Source organism: Bacillus sp. JJ664 (assembly GCF_036962205.1).
GTDB lineage: Bacteria > Bacillota > Bacilli > Bacillales > Bacillaceae_G > Gottfriedia.
Window position 1 is genome coordinate 31399 of sequence record NZ_JBALMS010000035.1, and the last position, 19814, is coordinate 51212.

13 protein-coding genes are annotated in these 19814 nt (G+C 33.7%); 2 read left to right on the forward strand and 11 right to left on the reverse strand.

Annotated features, from left to right (window positions below):
* Positions 1-4155 (reverse strand): S8 family serine peptidase, encoded by a 4155-nt coding sequence (locus tag V7056_RS05600; protein ID WP_499700067.1) that lies wholly within the window; start codon positions 4153-4155, stop codon positions 1-3.
* A gap of 467 nt (positions 4156-4622) precedes the next feature.
* Between V7056_RS05600 and V7056_RS05605 the strand changes: the two genes are divergently transcribed.
* A complete protein-coding gene (locus V7056_RS05605; protein ID WP_499700069.1) occupies positions 4623-5846 on the forward strand; it encodes a helix-turn-helix domain-containing protein in 1224 nt (407 codons plus the stop codon).
* Positions 5847-5888: 42 nt separating this feature from the next.
* Here the strand turns inward: V7056_RS05605 and V7056_RS05610 are convergent, their stop codons facing one another.
* The 7 genes from V7056_RS05610 to V7056_RS05640 form a co-directional block, all read right to left on the reverse strand.
* Positions 5889-6608 (reverse strand): M15 family metallopeptidase, encoded by a 720-nt coding sequence (locus tag V7056_RS05610; protein ID WP_499700237.1) that lies wholly within the window; start codon positions 6606-6608, stop codon positions 5889-5891.
* A gap of 377 nt (positions 6609-6985) precedes the next feature.
* Entirely contained in the window at positions 6986-8563 is a 1578-nt protein-coding gene (locus V7056_RS05615) for a SagB/ThcOx family dehydrogenase (protein WP_499700071.1), read from the reverse strand.
* A gap of 21 nt (positions 8564-8584) precedes the next feature.
* Positions 8585-10528, reverse strand: coding sequence for a TOMM precursor leader peptide-binding protein (locus tag V7056_RS05620; protein ID WP_499700073.1), 1944 nt, complete (start codon positions 10526-10528; stop codon positions 8585-8587).
* A 4-nt stretch (positions 10529-10532) separates the two neighbouring features.
* The gene (locus tag V7056_RS05625; protein WP_499700075.1) at positions 10533-12485 is read right to left on the reverse strand and encodes a putative thiazole-containing bacteriocin maturation protein; all 1953 of its coding nucleotides are present in this window, start codon (positions 12483-12485) and stop codon (positions 10533-10535) included.
* Positions 12486-12650: 165 nt separating this feature from the next.
* Positions 12651-12932 (reverse strand): heterocycloanthracin/sonorensin family bacteriocin, encoded by a 282-nt coding sequence (locus tag V7056_RS05630; protein ID WP_499700077.1) that lies wholly within the window; start codon positions 12930-12932, stop codon positions 12651-12653.
* Positions 12933-13234: 302 nt separating this feature from the next.
* Positions 13235-14887 (reverse strand): methyl-accepting chemotaxis protein, encoded by a 1653-nt coding sequence (locus V7056_RS05635; protein ID WP_499700079.1) that lies wholly within the window; start codon positions 14885-14887, stop codon positions 13235-13237.
* 21 nt (positions 14888-14908) lie between these two features.
* On the reverse strand, positions 14909-15871 hold the full coding sequence (locus tag V7056_RS05640; RefSeq protein ID WP_499700239.1) for a BMP family lipoprotein: 963 nt from the start codon (positions 15869-15871) through the stop codon (positions 14909-14911).
* Positions 15872-16304: 433 nt separating this feature from the next.
* On the opposite strand from V7056_RS05640, the gene V7056_RS05645 reads away from it, so the two are divergent.
* The gene (locus V7056_RS05645) at positions 16305-17753 is read left to right on the forward strand and encodes a BglG family transcription antiterminator (RefSeq protein WP_499700081.1); all 1449 of its coding nucleotides are present in this window, start codon (positions 16305-16307) and stop codon (positions 17751-17753) included.
* 448 nt (positions 17754-18201) lie between these two features.
* On the opposite strand, the gene V7056_RS05650 is transcribed toward V7056_RS05645, so the two are convergent.
* The 3 genes from V7056_RS05650 to V7056_RS05660 are packed head-to-tail and all read right to left on the reverse strand — an operon-like array spanning position 18202 to position 19631.
* The gene (locus V7056_RS05650) at positions 18202-18903 is read right to left on the reverse strand and encodes a DUF4386 domain-containing protein (protein ID WP_499700083.1); all 702 of its coding nucleotides are present in this window, start codon (positions 18901-18903) and stop codon (positions 18202-18204) included.
* A 58-nt stretch (positions 18904-18961) separates the two neighbouring features.
* Positions 18962-19183 (reverse strand): helix-turn-helix transcriptional regulator, encoded by a 222-nt coding sequence (locus V7056_RS05655; protein ID WP_499700085.1) that lies wholly within the window; start codon positions 19181-19183, stop codon positions 18962-18964.
* Position 19184: 1 nt separating this feature from the next.
* On the reverse strand, positions 19185-19631 hold the full coding sequence (locus tag V7056_RS05660; protein WP_499700087.1) for a hypothetical protein: 447 nt from the start codon (positions 19629-19631) through the stop codon (positions 19185-19187).
* Positions 19632-19814: the final 183 nt, after the last annotated feature.

Here is a 19814-nt window from a genome sequence, read left to right on the forward strand (position 1 = left end):
TTAATTAAACATTTTCTTCAATTCTTCTAACGTTAATTTACCTGCTTTTTCCACTGGTTTAATTGATGTTGGGAAATATGGATTGATCGACATGAAATTCTTTTCTACATAGTTGAAGTCTACAATATCCACTGCTCCATCTTTATTAAGGTCCTCTTTTAGGTTAACTCCTGTTTCACCTGCACTATATGCCACTAACTTTGCATCATAAATATCGATTACATTATCTCTGTTTACATCACCAGCAGCAGTAGTGTCCATGTACATGTCATAGTACATACCTTGTACTTTTCCATCAATTGTTTTACTTATTTTGATTTTTTTAGTGTATAGGAAATGGCCAGGAATATCGACTACTAAAGTATAATCATCTGCAACTGCAGGAATTTCAGTAATCGTCAACCAACCGCGATCAATAATTGAAGCATTATATTTCTTGCCTTTTTTATCAACAACATAAACTTTTGTACCAATCTTTGAATAATCCATATCATAATTATCTAAGTTTACAGCTTCACCATGGTAGTAACCTTCTAACATTGAGTGCTGAGAGATGAATTTAAATTTATCAGCATAAGTTGGTAATGTAAACTTCATTCCACTATTTGTTAGATACGATGATTCTTGAGAAAAGAATCCACTTTCTACAAAATAATTATGATCATCAATTACTTTTAAATTAATATCTAACAAATTAATATCACCATTAATTGAAACCGGTAATTTAGTCTTTTTATCAGAAATATCTACACCGAAAGTTGATATATTAGACCATGTGTTTACAACTATTTCTGGCTTAGAAACACGAATAGTCCAGTTATTTTTCTTAGCTAAATCTTCTAATTGTTTCGACACTTTAACATCTTCAACTTTATAATAAGTTGGAATATCGGCCGTAAGACTAGCACTTGTTAAATCTTTTGCATTATTTACCTTAAACGTATTAATAAACTCAGAACCAAGACTTACGCCTTTTGTAGTTGTATTAAATGTTGCATACTTATCACCTTTGTTAATAATCGTAAATTCTGGGAAAGTCGGATTCCCTGCAGTTGCGAGGTCATAAGTATACATTCTTATACTCGTCGGATAATTTGCATATTCTTCAGGTAATACACCAAATTTAAAGTCTCCATTAGCTGTCGGGAAAAATTCTGCGGTTGGCCAAAATGAATCTTGGTAAGCATATACTTTATTTGCTTCTTGCGTAATGTCATGTCCTCTACTCTTTAGATAATCAATCGTATCATCATAAACATTACCATGAACCCAATATGCATGATAATCCTTACCATCCATTGGATTATTTTCCGTTGTTAAATCCGCATTCGTAATTTCATTAATTCCTGTTTGCTTATCAAATGTAACCTTTGGAGCTGTATTATCGATTACCATATCATTATCGACTTTATACGTTTTCCCATCCACTCCTGTACCGATATAGGAGACAATATACTTACCTTCTTTAAGTAATTCATATTCACGAGATAAAGGATTGTTTGGATCACCTGTAAAATATTTTACTGAACCAGAGAAGCCGAAAAAGATAAAGTATTCAGTATCTACACTTAAATCTTCCATATCAGTAAACGTTCCATAATATCCAATAGGTTTACCGTTTAAATCGCTAACAATCACATCCATAGATTTCATTTGACTATTTAATTTAAAAGTTGCAGGTGTAAATGGTTCAATATATGGATGATAGTTACTTAAATCATTTGTTATAGCATGTTTGTAAAATTCTACTTTTTCAAATCCACTAGTTGAATAGCGTACATGGAAAGGTATTTGGTACTCCGCCGTTTTTGATTCATTTTCAATATGAATATATCCTTGATAAATACCAAACTCGGCATTATTTGGAATTGTTAAATTAGCATCAACATTTACACTTTCATTTCCATTTACTTCAATCGTAGATGGTAATTCTAATGTGACACCACTTTTACTAGCATCTTTTGATACTCCATCAATTGTTAAAAATTCTACTCTTGAATGATATGTTTCTTTTTCACCACTTAAATTTTTAATACTAATCGATGTCGTTCTTTTTTGGTCTTCACTTGATTGTGCAATGCTTCCGAATGGTAGAGAACCAGAAATATCAGCGATTTCCTTTTTAAAACCATCTTGATCTAGTGTGATCGTTTTGTTTTGCACCTCAACTAATGTAGTATTATGAACTGCTTCATAAGCATCTACGCGTCCTGCCCCAACTTCATTTACATTGTAAATTCTTCCTTGTAATGGGTCAGCCGTATTCATAAGAGCCGCTTTTACATCAGCTACAGTATAACCTGGATGAGATTGTAATAATAACGCAGCTACTCCTGCTACATGTGGTGTAGCCATTGAAGTACCACTTAAACTAGCATATCCACTTGAATAGTCAGTTCCTTCTTCAGGGCTATTAATAAATTCAGGCACAGTTGATAACGTAGATACACCTGGTGCCACTACATCTGGCTTAATATCAAAGTTATTACTCACTGGTCCACGAGAACTAAAATCAGCTAACACATCGCCAGTAGTCATATTGGATTGGAAGTCTGATAGTTTAATAGTTTCCGTTGGATTCGTTTTTAAACGATCTAGAATTTTCGTTCCATCTTCCTGTAACATTTTAAATGTTGGTACATACCCAAAGTTTTCACCTAAGAAATATGGAATGTCTCCATCGACATTGTTGTAAATTAATACAGCTATTGCTCCTTTTTCATGAGCTCGTCTAATTTTTTCATCAAACGATATATCACCACGAGCAATTAAGGCCACTTTTCCATTTACATCTTTATTTGTATAATCCTCTTCAGTTCCAATTCCAACTTCTACAACTTCATAATCCTTATCAATTACATTTAAATAATCTTTACCAAGACCATGTCCCATTAAAGTATTTGGTACAGAAATTTCTCCTAGGCTAGTCGTTACCGTAGGGATATCCGTCGGCACATCACTTGCCCCAACAGTGATTGCTAATGGAGAAGAACCCGGTGATCCTAGCGTACCAGGATTTGGACCTGCATTACCTCCAGCAACAACAGGTACCACACCTTGTAATGCTGCATTATTTATTGCTACAGAAGTAGCACTTAAGGAATGATTGCTGCTATTTCCTAAAGATAGATTAATAACATCCATACCATCTGCTACAGCTCTCTCTATCCCTGCAATAACACCAGAATCATCACCAGAGCCATATGGACCTAATACTCGATATGCGTACAGATCTACATTTGGTGCTACACCTGTCATCGCATATTCCACATCATTTTTAGGGTTGGATGCGATTGTACCTGCAACATGTGTTCCGTGTTCAGTTACAAACGGAGTTCCATCTATAGATTCGGGCATTTCTGATGCTTTTTGATCAGCAGGAGTTGATTCCATTGGATCAGCATCGTCATCAACAAAATCATATCCACCCTTATAAACATCTTTTAAATCAGGATGATTATAGTCAATTCCAGTATCAAGAACACCTACTTTTATACCTTGTCCTTTTAGATCTTCACTATGTAATCGATCTACTCCTATATGTGGAAGCGCTGGTGGTATTGTTTTTCCCGCTGATTTATTTAAAGTAGATAACTCATTTTTAGGCAATCGAACTTCATTATCCTTCCAAATTCGTTTAACAACACCTGTTTGAAGAAGGGTATTAATTTCATTCGTTGGAATTGTCATTGCCATCCCATTAAATACATTCTCATATGTACGTTTAATATTAAATTGAGAAGATTGTTGTTCGAATGTCTTGTTCGTTTTTTGCTTTGATGCCTTCTCATTGAAAAGTTCTGTTAAACGCTGTTTAAAAAACTCTTGTTCTCCACGAATCTTTTGTTTTTTATCCTTAGCTGAACTTCTCGATTTTGATTGAGTCTCTTCAATTGTTGATGTTTTAAGCTCAACAATAACATTCGCTGTTTTATCCTTTAATGATAATAAACTTGGATCGATTATAAAGCCTTCTTGAGGAGTTAATCGCTTAACTGATTGTCTTTGCTCTTCTGTTAATTCTTTTAAGATTGATTCTGCGGAATTTGATATTGCATATGATTTTTGTTGAGGCAGTACGTAAGACGCTAGAAAACTTGTAGCAAGTACACTTGTGACCATTACATTCAATATTTTTTTCCTTCTAGTAAACATCAACAACCGCTCCTTCTACTAACTTTTATTAAGCTAAAATTGCAAACCGCGAACTAAGTAAACAAGTATGTACCAGTAAAATAGTTTAATAGTAATAAATCTATTAAATGGTTAAAAATACCTGGTGATATCTCATTTCCTCCTTATGCAATAATAGTGTAAAATTAAGTTAAGAATAATTTGAAAACTCTACAATCAAATTGTACTTTAGCTTTTCATTACCGTAAATTGGGGGAATTACTGGATAAGTTTTTCTAAATTAAACCCTTTTTCCGACAAGTTTCTAACGTGAGATTTGTCAAATCAGGACAATTGATACAGATAATTGTAATCTCTTTTATTCGTCAATTACTATCGGACGATAAAAGATAATAATTATTAGGGATTATCATTATAAACTGGGGGGAATCTTGGTTTTCTATTACTCGAACTTAAAAATAAAGTTTTTCTAAAGGGAGAAATTTATGATGTATGAGGGGAAAATCATAAAGTTTTATCGTGAGAAATTTCAAATGACCCAAGAACAGTTAGGCAAAGGAATTTGTTCTGGTACTCATATAAGCAAAATTGAACGATTACAAACTGAATATGCACCTGAAATTATTACGCTTTTAGCAGAACGTCTGGGGATTAATATTGAGAGCGAGATATTGAAACTGAAAAATACCAAGAAACGTTTAGAACAGTGGCAAGATGTGATTATTAAGGAGTTATTTGAAGAAATGGATTTGATACATAATGAGCTCGAACAAGAAGATCTCATTCAAATCTCTAATTATATTCATCTCTATCAGTTACTTCGTGCTAGATATTTATTAATGCATCAGGCAGTAGATGAATCCTATCAAATCATTACTGACATACAAAAAAATGAACAAAAACTATCGTCTAATGAATCGAGTCTATTAAAGCATGTATTGGGTATATATTATTTAGCAAAACATGAAAATTTAAAAGCAATTCAAATTTTAAAATCAATTCAAGAAACAGAGTATAATAATAAAGAATATTATTACCATCTTGCAGCAGCCTACCATTCACTTGAATTACCTGTTATGTCTTATTTTTATGCTGAAAAAGCACTTCAATTTTTCAAAGAACATAATAACTATCTTAGAGCGATCGACACCGAGATGCTCATGTTAATACAAATTAAAGATGATGATAACTTCAATGAAACAATCAAAGGATTTGAAAGTTTAATTCAAAGTTGTGATTTATGTAGTTCACCTGAGCGAAAAGCAAGAGTATGCCATAATTTAGCTTATGAGTATTTTAGAAGAAGGAAATATAATCTATCTAGTCAGTATTATTTTCAATCGATGACATTAAAGAATCCCGAATCAAGTAAATATTTATTATCATTAGAAGGCTATATTCGCAGCTCATTTTATGGACGTCTACTCTCCCAAAATGAATTATTACATTTAGTAAAAGAAGGGCTAGAAAAAGCAGTACATAAAAATGAAATACTTTATATCCATCTGTTTAAACTTCAAATTTTACTAATTGAAAACAAGGAACATGAATATCACCAATACTTGAAAATAGAAGCCTTACCGATGTTTGAACAGTATGGTTTTATGCATTTAATCCAGCGTTCAAAAAAGGAACTTTTCAACTATTATTCCAAGATGAATCTCACAAATGAAGCTTTACATATTGCTCAATTATTAATTAATGTTGAATAATAAAAGGCATGTCACCCATAACTGTGACATGCCTAATTTATTTTACTTTTCAGAAGGCATTGCTTCTTCAAGAGCAAGATCCTTCGTATATAAATAATTTGCGTAATCTACACCGACATATCTTATATGCCATGGCTCATAATGGTACTCTGTTGTATCTTGTTTATTTTCAGGATAACGAATAATAAATCCATATTCGTGTGCATGCTCCGCTAACCATTTTCCTTCTTTTGTTTCAGCAAAATCCACTTCTAAAGCATTCCCAAAGGATGGTGAAGAAACATCCATTGATAGTCCCGTTTGATGTTCACTCGTTCCAGGAAAAGCACTGTATGCTTTTGTCCATTCTTCTCCGCGAGTTTCAAGATACTGATTATATAAAGCGACTTGTCGGTCATAAGAACGATAACCAGAAACAGCTGTTAACGTATTTCCATCGGCTAATGCTCCAGCAAAAAGATTTTCCAATGCCTTTGCAGCCTCACTTCTCATTCTCGTTTTTTCTTTTACTGCCCCATTTAAAGGAATTGATGGATATACTAAGTCTTCTGGTTCATAGCCATCAGGTAATTTTCTATTTTTATTAACTAGTACAAGATTTGAATCAATATTTAATACTTCTAATAAACCAGAATCATCTTTTTGTGTAGTTTGATTATAATCCGGAAAAGAGAGAACATCATTATTTTTTACAATGTCAGTTTTTACATGGGTATTTTTTTTTATGATCATAGTTTTACCGTCGTTTTTATGACTATTCATAACAGTTGCTGTTCCAACTAAAAGCACAGTTGTAATTGATAAAGCCAAAATAGTGATTCTGTTTTTTCTTCTACGATGTTTTCTTACGATAGACAATTTAGTTTCCTCCATATAGTCGATGCTTAGATTTTAAGCTATAATCCCATTTCATGATGCTATTATTAAATATCCGTTAATGACAAAATTAGTCGGAATTTGTTGATTTACCATCATGATAATATCTAAACTGCTCTATATAGTCAATGATTTAACAGCATGTTACAAATATTTTACAAGTTGTTCTCATCTGCTAATCTCTCACATAAATAAAAAAACACTTCTNNAGAAGTGTTTTTTTATTTTTCATTAACTTATTAATCAAAACTATTTTGTGCAACTTAAGAATGCAATCCTCCTTGTATGCTAGGACGATTGCGATAATAACCAATTGGAATTTGAATCAAACTCGTTCTTTGTTCTTCACTTAATTTATAAATCTCATCACATAATCTTGCATCAAATCCTAGAAGTGGATGTCCCCCCATACCCAATGCAGTAGAAGAAAGTAATAATCGTTGGACCATCATACCTGCTTCCATGTGCTGTATTCGATACCCTCTATAGCCAAGTAAAGATTTAAAATGATTCTGATCTCCAACCACATGTAAACAGATTGGTACTTGGAACAAATTCACATTCGTACCTGACAATCCATTTTGTAATTGGTGTCTAAAGTCTCCGAGTTGAATTTCTCGTAACGAATGATTTAGGTCATCATAATAATAAGCACCATTTGGGGTATCTTCAACATTATTCAAACACATATATATTGATGGACGAGACCTACTATTACTATTTGATTGTTCCAAATCATTTAAATAAGAGAATGATTTTGCCGCTTCATGGAGTAAAGTCGCGAGATCTACTTTGCTTACTTTTTTTGAAATAAAATCCATATCCGGTGAAAATCTTTTTCTATTTAGTAATAGAAGATCATATGAAGGCCTATCTACTTTAGGCAAATTAATTTGCTTACTATTTTTTTGAATGTTTTTCTTTTCTTCAATATGCTGAAATACTTTTTTCGTCGATTCGATCATTGAAGCTTCATTGACTTGAATTAGCTTAGGAAACCCTAATATCTTCTTCGACTTAATAAAATAATGATGTTCAATACTTGGCAGCTCTTTACACAAATCCGTAGCAGAGTTTATTGAATCTACTGTATTTGTGTTTGAAAATAGGTTTGACGCTTCAATTGAAAGTGGGACAACACCGTAAATACTTTCTTCTTGTTCATTTAACCCAAGTAGATGATTGAGCGCTCGATCAAGAAACTGAAAATATACACCCGTAGAAAATCCAAAACGTTTTGCCACTTCCAAAATTTGTCCGATTAGTACCCCCGCGTCTAATCCTTGAAGACGGTAGGAAAAGTTATGATATTTAAAGAAGTTTTTCCAAAACATTGTCGAGATAAAAATAGCACCAAAGCAATTCGAAACATCACATCTATTTCCTAAAGCGTTTGAGAGAAATGAATCAAAATTCCCTTCTCGTAACAAAACCAAATGATGCCTTGCAACATCATAATGGTATACACCAGCAGTTACATCCTCGCACTTTAGATATACATATAATTCGTTTGGATATAGTGCCCCACCTGATGGAATAAACCTTCTGTTTGACTGCATTAGACCCACTTCTTCATCAGAACCTGAAGCTAAAGTCGACTGACAAATTTGAGTTAGTCCGTATACATTCCATAGATAATGTCCTATTTTTAAAAGTTCAGGTTTTGTCATTATTTCCTGACCTTCAAGACGTAAAGGTATATTGTGACATAGTGGAACTGTGGGTAAATCTCTATAAAGCTTATAGGTAAGTGGGGCATCTTCCCAGTCTACTTCCCATTCTGTCGGGCTCTCCTTTTCAATGTCATAATGTAGATTGTATAGAAATGACGCTAAACTCATCATTTACCCCCTCATCACCTTCTATGGAAACGGATGTGGATTTGGATTTAGCTGTTTTAACGTAAGTGGTTTCTTTGCATATCCCATTTTTACAGGGACTTTCAACACTCTTTCAAGTCCTGTAATTCGCGTAAGATGATGTCCGAATGTCATTGGTAGCATTCCAGGAATTAATACTTTTACACAATATAAGCCATTCTTTCTAATTTCGGGTGTAGTTTGGTCTACTACGATGACGTCTAGATTCAATTGGCGAAACTTTTGAAGCATTTCCTTCAAATCTTCCGTTAAATCAGTATGTTTGGTTTCCCACTTGAATTCTTCCGCAAATGTTTTTAAAGGACGATTTTCCTCCAATAAAAAGTTTAGTCTTTCCTCGGCTTTTGGTAATCCATACAACATTCCATGATCATCCATTTGCTGTACAAGTGCAGGGTTTTGGAGCATTTGCATATATTTATCTTGGTTTTCCTCAAATTTTTGATCTAGTGTCAACATCATAGCAGCCAATTCATGCACTGCGCTTTTTACAGCCCTTACAGGGTCAAGATGAGCTCCAGCTGCACAAATAAGATTCAAGCCACGATCCTTTTTATTTTTTGCGATAGCTAAAATACTTGGAATCCCATGTTCCATCGTTGAATTATATAAGTGTAATTCGTATCCACCGACCGCACGGATACGTTCGACCATCAGATCTAATTCTTGATCATTTGCAGAAGAAGGATCAATACGTGGAAGAGCCATCTTTGCATACCACGTTAAAAGAAATGAATCACGCTCTACCACTTCAGAAATCCCGTAAAAAATTGCCTCTTCTAAACTTCCTCCTAATGCACAACCATTTGAAGTTTCATATATATATCCCTGCCCACATCCTAAACTATAGTAGGAAAGTAATTCAGGAATAAGAATTGGTTTTTCTTTCAAAAATGAATAGCCCCAAACCCAATCCATAGAACGTTTCGGATCAAACTGTATAAACGGATAACCATTCATTGCATACTGTTCCTTCGAGTGAATTCCAACCGATTCAGGATTAAGAGCTCTATCTTTTATATTTTGATAACTATCATGAACAACAGTTTTTTTACCGCGAGGAGACAAACCACAATAACGTTCCAAACCTTCTAATATAGCCGTTAATTCACTTATTTCATATGAATGCGTGCGGCCTGCTGTTCCTTCATCTCCCTGTATCAATGGCAGGTTTACAATTACATCTGCAAAAGGAGGTGATAAATCATACATTTTGTTATTTAGTAAACCAGTTCTTTCATCCAAATAATCCTTCGCTAATACTTTTTTTAATTCATCCATTGAACGACTACGAAAACTCCCATTGCTAATTTTCATGCTGGGTTTTAATGAAATACTAGCTGAGATAGCGGAGTCATCAGCTAACTGCCCACATACCGGGCATAGTGGATTTGGCAGAAATGTGTGACATGAACTTTTCATTGTTTTTAGATTCATCAAGAATACTCGATTGTCAAAGTTAGTATCCTTTCCGTCTAACACCCTTTCCACTTCAGCCCCAATTAAATATGCCATTTGAAGAAGTCCCGATCTTGATGCCCATACATCCTGTTCATTCCTACCATTTCTAGCTAAAGTCTGTTCAATTTCTCTCATTTCCCTTCGGTCGCGCCCACCCATCAAACGACGGTAATCAGCACATTTAAAGCAGCCTTCTTTTCCATTTCGAACTAAAGGGCCGATTACACCTTCACCGAATGAAACAAAGCCTCGTAGCCACGGGATATTACTAAATCGTAGCTTTTCAATCGCCTGTTCCTGAACAGATGAATCCCAAGCATCATCCAATAAAAGTACTAAACTAGCTGACTCTTGAATGTTGTCCTCTATTTTTGAGACTAGAATGACCTCGTATTTATTAGAAAGTATTTCATGTACATATTTCGTTAATAAACCTTCTCCAACAATCACTACGGTTGTAACCAACTAATTACACCTCCCGTAACAAGACACCGTATACTCCTGACAGTTCCTCTGTATTAAATAAATCAATTTTCAAGTCAATGGCTATGAGCTGTTTGTTATTTTCTTTTAGTATTTTCATAGCATTTTTCAGTAGGTCAGTTTTCTCCTTTTCATCACATTCGGAAATGACCATACTTTGTGAATTTTCATCTAATACGATGGAAGTTGAATGACTAACGGCCTGAGAATCCAGGTCAATATTATCATTTTGTAATTCCATCAATGCCTGTTGTAATGATTCTCGTAAAGCTAATGTACTATTTAGACCTACACTTCGATACCATTTATCATTTGTACAAACCCATACGATAGGAAATCCAAAACGATCCTTTTCCAATGCAATTGTAGGATTCCCCTGCATTATAGTTAACGCTTTTAAATAATATTGACATTGTTTATCTTCAATGGCACCGGGCTCTAATGGAGTTAGCGGGTTAGTTAAATTAATTTGTTGGTTACTTAACTCTGCAGATAAATACTTTTGTAGCCCACGGCAAATACACTCAGCAAAACTTTCTCCAGTTCCGATTCCAATTGATGCCTGTTCTTCTACTGAACTATTTTCCATATTTGATGGTATAGATACTTTGTTTTTAACGAGCACACGAGCCAATTGTAGTGAATACATCTCAATACCTTTTAAGGCTGCTTCTCTTCTTGCTTCCTCATGTGTTAATGCAGTACATATACTACTTGGTAAGAGACTTACTGGGCCTTCAGTAAGTGGGTTTACAACCTGAATACAGCATTGCGCTAATGGCAGTTGTTTTAAATCACCTTCATCCCAAATATGAAAAATCCCAGATGTTTCTGATGTTAATTCACCAAAATAAAGGAATAAATTACTTTGATTACCACTCGTGCTGTTATTTTGTTCAACCCTTTGATCAAAGTCTTGAATAATCTCCGCTTTCACATGATCAGTTACTAATGGATGCGGCAAAAATGTATGCCAGTTTCCTTCTAACGTTTCTTGGTTAATGAGGAAAAATTGATTCATCTTTTCTGATTGATTCGTTTTCGTTATTTCTTTAAATAATTCAAATACAACTACATTCGCCAACATTGCTGAAGCTACTGATGAAAACGGTTGTAACTTTTCTTTACTGAGCAACTCGTTTTGATGAATACTCCTCCACGCGGACTCAAAGCACCCCTCAGAATCTAAACTTACTAATGGTCCAGCTAACGCAAGTTGTTGAAAACAAAGCGCTGGGATAAAATTCTTCTTCTCCTCTTTACAAATCTTATTAAGCGTTCGAATTTCCTCGACTTGATTCTCTTCTGTTACATAGACGATTGAATCATAAGATTCCACTAATTTACTCCAGGATTTGCGGTTTCTCTTTATTAACTTAACCTCAACTTCTACATCTTGTTTCCGTGCATTTTTTATTAATTCATTGATACGTTTTTTATTCGTTTTTTCAATATCAGTAATTAATAAATGAAACTTAGATAAACCTGACTCGAGTAATGCAGATACTAACGATACTAAAATTGCTCCAGTACCAATTGCCAATACTTTTGATTGGCGATAAATTTGAAAACGATATGCACCTGATTCTCCAAAACTATTTAAAAATTCAATTTGAGATCCATAATTTTTTTGAACACTGTCTGTTAATTGATGCGGGTGATCTTTGCTAACATCCCGAACAAACCCATTTTTGTATAATATTTCTCCTATTTCGTACACTCTATCTCGATATTGTGCTGGTAATCCGTCGGTTAACTCCCCTAAAGAGTGCTCTCCATTAAACATGGGTATGAGTTTTTCAATCCATTGAAAAATAGTACTACCTTCCATTTGAAATGAACTGATATTGTTGCGAAAATACACACTACCATTTTGATCAGGTATAAAAAAAGTATCTCGATTCACTTTCAGACGTGTAGAAGCATTCAATTTTGACAACCTTTTCCCACCCCTTTTATCAGTGAGTTAATCATAAAATGTAATATTACTTTCATCATATTACTATGTATTTTTCATAACCCTTATGTCTAATCTTAAAGAGTAAAACCCCCACAAAAACTCGCGTGGGGGTAGGATTTATTTGAAACAAAATATAAATATGGATTAATGACCTCCGCAGCGACCACCACCGCCACAGTGACCGCAACCGCCACAGCGACCGCCACAGCCACCACAACGGGAACAACTAAAACAGTTAAAGCAAGTAAAAAAGAAGCAAAAGAAACAACTAAAGCATCTAAAGCAACCTCCACAGCCACCACATTGACGAGCCTGAGCCAAGTAATATTGGTTTTGATCCCAAGGTACTACTTCACTAGATTGAAATTCACCAAGGTTTAATCTTTGTAGTTCATTTTGAAAATTATTCATTTTAAAAACCTCCATAATTAAATTCACTTGAGAGCGAGTATAAAGACGTAAAAAGTGGACAGATAAAAGGACAAAAATAGTAAGCGTAAAAATCCCAAATCTTCAAGTCTCTCAACAACAAAATATGGAATATGCTTGGGCATTGTTACTAATCCATTTACCTATTTTTTTATAGTCATTTAAAAATAAACACACCACAAGGAAAAAAAAGCATTGTTAAATAGATTGGTATAAATGTTCAGGAGAAACCAGTGTATTTTAGTCCAATTAGAAAAACCTCACTGAAACCAGTGAGGTTTTTTCGCTATAAATCTTTATTAACTTAGTCTAAATTGTTCTAATTGCTTTTTCATTTCATCAGCAATTTGTCGTAAAGCTTTTACTTTTTCACTTGCAGTTAAGAAGTTCCTTTGTTGTTCAACTGTCGAAGCAGCGATTTCTTCACTTCCAGCTGCTGACTCTTCAGTAATTGAACTAATATTTTCAATAGACTCCATAACTCTAATACTTAATTCTTGAGAAGCTTCCATATCTTTGTTTAAAGATTCCAGTTGTTCAGCAATTTGTTGAACCTTTTCGCTATTAAGCTGGAACGACTCAACGGTAATATCCATTGCTTCCTCTTGGCGAGTAACTAATTCAAGACCTTCAGTTACTGAATCTTTTACCTTATTTACACCATCTTTAATTTGACTAACAGAATCAAATATTTTCATCGTTGCTGACGTAGATTGCTCAGCTAATTTTTTTACTTCCTCTGCAACGACTGCAAAGCCTTTTCCTGCTTCGCCTGCTCTAGCAGCTTCAATCGATGCATTTAAAGCTAAAAGATTTGTTTGTTTAGCAATATTCGATACAATACCCGTCATTTCAGTAATCTCTGAAGCAAACTCTACTAAATCCAGTACAGATTGTTCAATTACTGACATGGCTTTTAGATTATCATTTACAACCTGTTGTTGATCCTTCATTGCATTGCTACCAATTTGAATTGCTGATACCGCTTCCTCACCATATTCAGCTGACAGTTTCGTCCCTTTAAGTGTTGCGGTAAAGTTACGTTGCATTTCTTCTACTACCGTTACTGTCGTTTGAAGATCATCTGCGATTGTTTGACTACCTATTGTTAACTCTTCTGTCGAAGAAGCAATTTGACTAACAATTTCTGTCAGCATATCATTATCGGATTCTATTTCTTTAGCTAATTGATCAACTCGTACACCTGAATCTTCAACAGATGTAACAATTCCACGAAGATTTTCAATCATACGTTTAAATGAATGATTTAAATCAGCAATTTCATCTTTACCATGTATTTCATTTAATTCTACGGCAAGATTTCCATTTGCTACTTCTTCTGCTAAGCCACTCAGTTTCTTAATTGGATTTGAAATGCGTCGTGCCATCCAATAACTGAAAATAGCAGCAGCAACCGTTAATGTTGCACCACCAATGACTGCTAGCAACCATGTAAATTGAATTTTTCCACTTAGGTCAGCAGTTAACGTATCATATTGCTCAGTCGTAACGATATCTAACATATGAATATCATTTGAGATTCCTAGTGTTCTAATTGATTGTCGTTTAACTTCTGGGCTATTTTTGTCATTCATTGCTGTTTCAGAATTTTGTTTTAGTTGTTCATATTTACTATTAATGCTTTTTAATAATCTCTTTTGTTCGTCTAGCTTCAAGCCTTTGTTTAACGCTTTTATTTCTTTATCAACTGCCTGTAGTTGATTTGCTACTTCCGCTCGATTACTTTCTGACATTGAGAAAGAATAGTTATTTAAAGCTTGTTGGCTTAGGATTACCGAACTTTTAAGTTGTTGAATGTTCATCATTGCAGGAACAATATCATTATTTTTAGATTGCATGCCTGCTAATTGGACGATAATATACACGATTAATCCCATAGACAATAGTAAAGAAACCATTGCATTAAAAATTATCTTACCTTGCAATTTCATATCATTTTACCTCTATTCCTATTAATCTAAAGGAATTGTTATTTCCCCATTTGCTAATTTTTGTTTAAGATCCTCAAAGATTTTTTCCTTCTCTGGATCTAGTGTAATAACGCGAATTGGTGCACTACCAACTCCATCTTCTTTTAAACCAAATGTCATATTCTTTTCTGGAAACTTCCCATTTTCATTAATATAAGATTTAATAGCTGATTGAATCGCAACATCTACATTTTTTAACATTGAAGTTACGACTGCTTTTTCAGCAATAAAAAACTGATCTGTATCTACACCGATTGCATATTTACTATTTTTTTGTGCTTCTTGTAATACACCAACACCCGTAAAGCCCGCAGCAGCATATAGTGTATCAACATTCTTTTGTTTAATCATATCTCCAGCAATTTCTGCACCTAAATCCGCTTTACCAAAGTCACCAGCGTACTTTGTCATAATGCTTGCTTTAGGATTCGTAGCTTTTACACCTTCAGCAAATCCTTTTTCGAACTTTTTAATAAGCGGTACATCCTCTCCACCAATAAAACCGACAACATTCGTTTTTGTTGTAAGACCTGCAATTGCACCAACTAAAAAGCTTCCTTCTTCTTCCTTAAAAGTAAGGCTTGTTACATTCGGTAGTTCAGAAGTCTCATCTATTAAAAGGAACTTTTGATTTGGATATTCTTTTGCAACTTTTTCTAAACTTTCTTTAACAGAGAAACCAAGTCCAACGACAAGTTCACAATCTTCCTTAACCAATTCAGTAAACCCTTCCTCAAAACTTAAATCGTCCGAAGGCTCACGATAATCAAAAAATATATCGTTCTCTTCTCTTGCTTTAATCAGTCCCGAAAAAGCAGCATCACTAAATGATTGGTCACCCAATCCAACTGAAGAAAGCATAATGCCTACTTTTAACCTTTTTTTGCTATCCGTTTCAACCTGTTTTGTTGAACAAGAGCATAATAACAATACTGCTACCATCATAAGTGCAATACCGCTTGTCCACTTCTTTATTTTTATATTCAAAATAAATCTCTCCTAACTAATCATATCGATGTCGAAAAATGTAGAAAATATAAGCACTAAAGAATTTTATCTATTTTTCGAATAATATAAAATCCCCCAAAAGCACTAAAAAACACCAAACAATTTACAGTTTGATACGTAACGTAATTCTACTTATTGTTTTCAAAATATTGATACTATTTTAGAATGTGTTAGTAAATAACAAATCCAGGATGCTCCCTATCGATGGGGCCTGGACCAAGCAAACTTTTTTACCGAATACAAAGGAAATAATTATCATGTCCATAGTCACATGATTGCTTTAGAATAAAATTAAAAACTTACATTAAATTTGTGTTATTTTGTGAAATAAATCACATTTATATTACTTTCTATTAAAGTGGTGAATAAAATGGACAAGATAAGTAATCGTAGATATCAAATCATTGATATTTTAAGTACACATGATAAATGGTTCAAATCTAAAGAAGTTGCTAATCTATTAAATTGCACAGAAAAAACAATTCTGAATGATATTCAAGTCATAAATTCTTCCTTACCGACTGATTGGCATATCGATATAAAAAAAGGCAAAGGCATTTACCTACATATGCCATCAGATTCTACTTTCGATGAGATCCGTTCTTCATTTTCAAAAAATTTCACTATAAATCAAGCATTAACCTTCATTCTTATTAAAGAAATAAAATTTATAAGTGATTTAGGGACAGCTCTCTATATGCAGCACACTTCAGTATATAAAATACTCAGTCGGATTGAGGAAATATTAAAATCTTATCAGTTAACATTAAAACGGATGCCACTTTTTATTGAGGGCTCAGAATTTCAAAAAAGAGTACTTTGTTGTGATCTCTTATATAATCTATATTCTCATACAAATTCGTGGTTATTTGAATCCTATACTGTAAGTGATCTAAAAAATATCGTTTCTAAGGCAGCTGAGAAGCACGAATTATTTTTATCTCCTCCTACAACGTATAAATATGTTTATTACATTGGTACCATGATCCATCGAATACTACATAAACCTCTTTTACCGTTACATAAAGAAGCGGTCTATCAGATAAAAAAGTCTATATTCTTTTCAGTTTCAAATGAAATTTGTGACCAAATTGAAAAAAACGATAGCCTAAACTTTTCTTCCTCTGACCGGATATCCTTCGCAATATATATATCTCACATCCCATATTTTAACTCTGACCAACAAGACGAGGATACAATCTATACATTATTTAAGAATAAAGCAAATAGTTATTATAATGAACTTTATGTATTAATAGATTTATTAGAAAGAAATACTGGAGTTCAATTAATGGAAGATAAAAGATTTGTCTATACATTTCATCAACAGTATAAAATTTACTCACTAAAAAAATATTTTCCCAAAAGAAATATACCGAAAGACATTCGTAAATACAATAAGATTATTAATTATACTCAAAATCATTATCCTGAACTGTACAGAAAAGTTGATGACGCACTTGAGTGTTTTACAAATAAATTTTCTCTTCCACCTAGCCATAACATTGCTACAGCAAGAGCTACCTTAAATATTCAAGCTTCAGTCAACTATTCTAAAATTAAAAAACGAGTCCTTTTTTTAAATAGTGAAGGTCCAGGTGTATGGCGTTATAATTTATCAAAATTAGAAAAGGTTTTTGGTAATAAAATAATGTTTGTTAGCTACAATAAATTGAAAATAACTAAACAGGAATTAAAAGAGTTAGCTATTGACTTCGTTATTTCTGATTTTACATTAGACATTGATAATTTCCCATTTATCATCATCGATCCCATCATAACTCAGCGTGAAATAAATGAAATTGCCAAATATATATAACTTACGTTTAACGATAAATTCCTTAAAATCCTTCTACTAAACATCTTTCTTTGTCCACGAATAAATTACTTCAAAATAGCAAAATATAATGGACATAAACTAATAAAGAACATGTAAGGTGATATTGTGGAGCAAAATAAATTTAAGCATTACATAAAGCTAATCCTATTTCCTATATCAGTGTTTTGTATTCTGATGGCTTTCATAGATAAAAATATTCAAGTAGCTCTCATCGGTGTAGTTCTCCAGATATTTGGATTATTAACCGATTACGCAATTTACGGAAGAGAGTCAAAGGAATAATTGGTTGTTGTATAAGTACTATTACAATTAACCTCTCTGTTAGTTATTTAGAATACGAAGCAACTAAAAACCTCTAATGTTAGCATTAGAGGTTTTATATTTTTCAAATCTTGGAGTTTTTATTTAAAGTTATATACTCCCAACCTTACTTTTTTACGGAAATAGCAGCAAGAGCAGATTCATTGAATCCTTTAGTAATTAGCCATATCGCTAAAATGATTTCATTCGCTGCTACTGGCAGTGCCATAATAGCACCCAAAACAGAAATTTGTTGAATGAAACCGAACATTACTAACAATGCATAGATAAAAACAACAATTGCCCCTGTAATACCTAGGCATGATATAAATCTAGGTACAAGATTTGATTGATAGAATATATAACTGTACATCAACGTATTTATACCCAACATGAACAATGGACCAAGCATAAATGTCCAGTCATGTACTGCTTTTAATAGAATGCCTGAAGTTTGATATGCTGCTATTTCTGGTGCACCTGCTGCTACAAATTCCCTGCTTAAAGTTAACAATGACAGGACACTGATTACACCAACTGTAATGATAATCGCCTCAAGAAATCTAAAGCAGACATGCCAAAGAGCGATTGTTTCATTATACTTTCTTAGAATTGGAAACATTGTGGTTGCAGTTCCAACAGCTGAAACGACAAGAAGTAACTCCATTAGTGCTCCTAGTATCACCTGCTTGGCGTGCCCTGATCCTTGGATCAAGTAATCGGGGTCTTTAAGGATTGGATCATACAGTTTCAAACCAATTATCGCCGTAACGGCAGCAAGTATAAACAGTACGCCCACTATTTTTGCAGAATTTCTATATGAATTCATTTTCATCTCCACCTTTTATTAAGTCTATAAACGGTAAAGCATATCATCACCATTCTTGTTACTTGGTGTATTCACCATAAAAAAATACTTTTTCCAACGGTAAGTTAAAGGCATGAGCGATGCGAAAAGCAAGTTCTAGAGATGGGGAATAATTTCCCTTTTCGAGTGCCACGATGGTTTGTCTTGTTACGCCAACCTTGTCAGCTAGTTGCTTCTGCGTCATTTCATCATGGTTGAAACGTAATTTACGAATGTGATTGCCAACAAGATTTTTCCCCATTTTAGACTCCTCTCCTATAGTGATAGAGTTTCGTAACAGAACCGGTCACATCAGAAAGAAATCCTGAAAAAATTAAGATAATAAACATCGCCTGTGAAGGCTGGAAAATAATCAGCGATCCCATTGCAAGAAGAAAGCCAATGATAAATACAAAAAATGAATTTCGATGTGCTTTCAATTCTATTAATTGATCTAGTTCATCTGCAAATGATGGTTCCCTTTCTCTAGTCGTAATTCTAAAGATAATATTAAAAATGATACTAATAAGGATGTGCGCAACGATTGAAACAATAGTCAAGATAAGAACAAAGGAACCCCAGTAGTGAAAGGTTTCGCTTAACTCCAAACCACCTTTAGGGTAATGAGGGTACATGTACAGGCTATATGATACAAAAATGATAATGGTGCTAATTAACAAGACGATACTTTTCTTTTCTTGATAAGTCATTATTTACACCCCCTGTAAACGCAATTTTACATCGTGTATAGAATTGTATGCATGATGTAAAGAAAAGTTGACATAAAGTAAAATCTAAATTACACGAAAAAGCCGAATATAGTACATATTTCTCCTTATATCCCCATTTTTCATGAGAATTTTAGCTGTTGGAACAAAATAAAAACCCTTGAT

Coding starts and splice junctions, on each gene's coding strand:
- V7056_RS05650 (WP_499700083.1), bottom strand. CDS start 18,903: ATGAATTCATATAGAAATTCTGCAAAAATAGTGGGCGTACTGTTTATA.
- V7056_RS05605 (WP_499700069.1), top strand. CDS start 4,623: ATGTATGAGGGGAAAATCATAAAGTTTTATCGTGAGAAATTTCAAATG.
- V7056_RS05635 (WP_499700079.1), bottom strand. CDS start 14,887: ATGAAATTGCAAGGTAAGATAATTTTTAATGCAATGGTTTCTTTACTA.
- V7056_RS05640 (WP_499700239.1), bottom strand. CDS start 15,871: ATGATGGTAGCAGTATTGTTATTATGCTCTTGTTCAACAAAACAGGTT.
- V7056_RS05660 (WP_499700087.1), bottom strand. CDS start 19,631: ATGACTTATCAAGAAAAGAAAAGTATCGTCTTGTTAATTAGCACCATT.
- V7056_RS05630 (WP_499700077.1), bottom strand. CDS start 12,932: ATGGAGGTTTTTAAAATGAATAATTTTCAAAATGAACTACAAAGATTA.
- V7056_RS05600 (WP_499700067.1), bottom strand. CDS start 4,155: ATGTTTACTAGAAGGAAAAAAATATTGAATGTAATGGTCACAAGTGTA.
- V7056_RS05655 (WP_499700085.1), bottom strand. CDS start 19,183: ATGGGGAAAAATCTTGTTGGCAATCACATTCGTAAATTACGTTTCAAC.
- V7056_RS05615 (WP_499700071.1), bottom strand. CDS start 8,563: ATGAGTTTAGCGTCATTTCTATACAATCTACATTATGACATTGAAAAG.
- V7056_RS05610 (WP_499700237.1), bottom strand. CDS start 6,608: ATGAATAGTCATAAAAACGACGGTAAAACTATGATCATAAAAAAAAAT.
- V7056_RS05645 (WP_499700081.1), top strand. CDS start 16,305: ATGGACAAGATAAGTAATCGTAGATATCAAATCATTGATATTTTAAGT.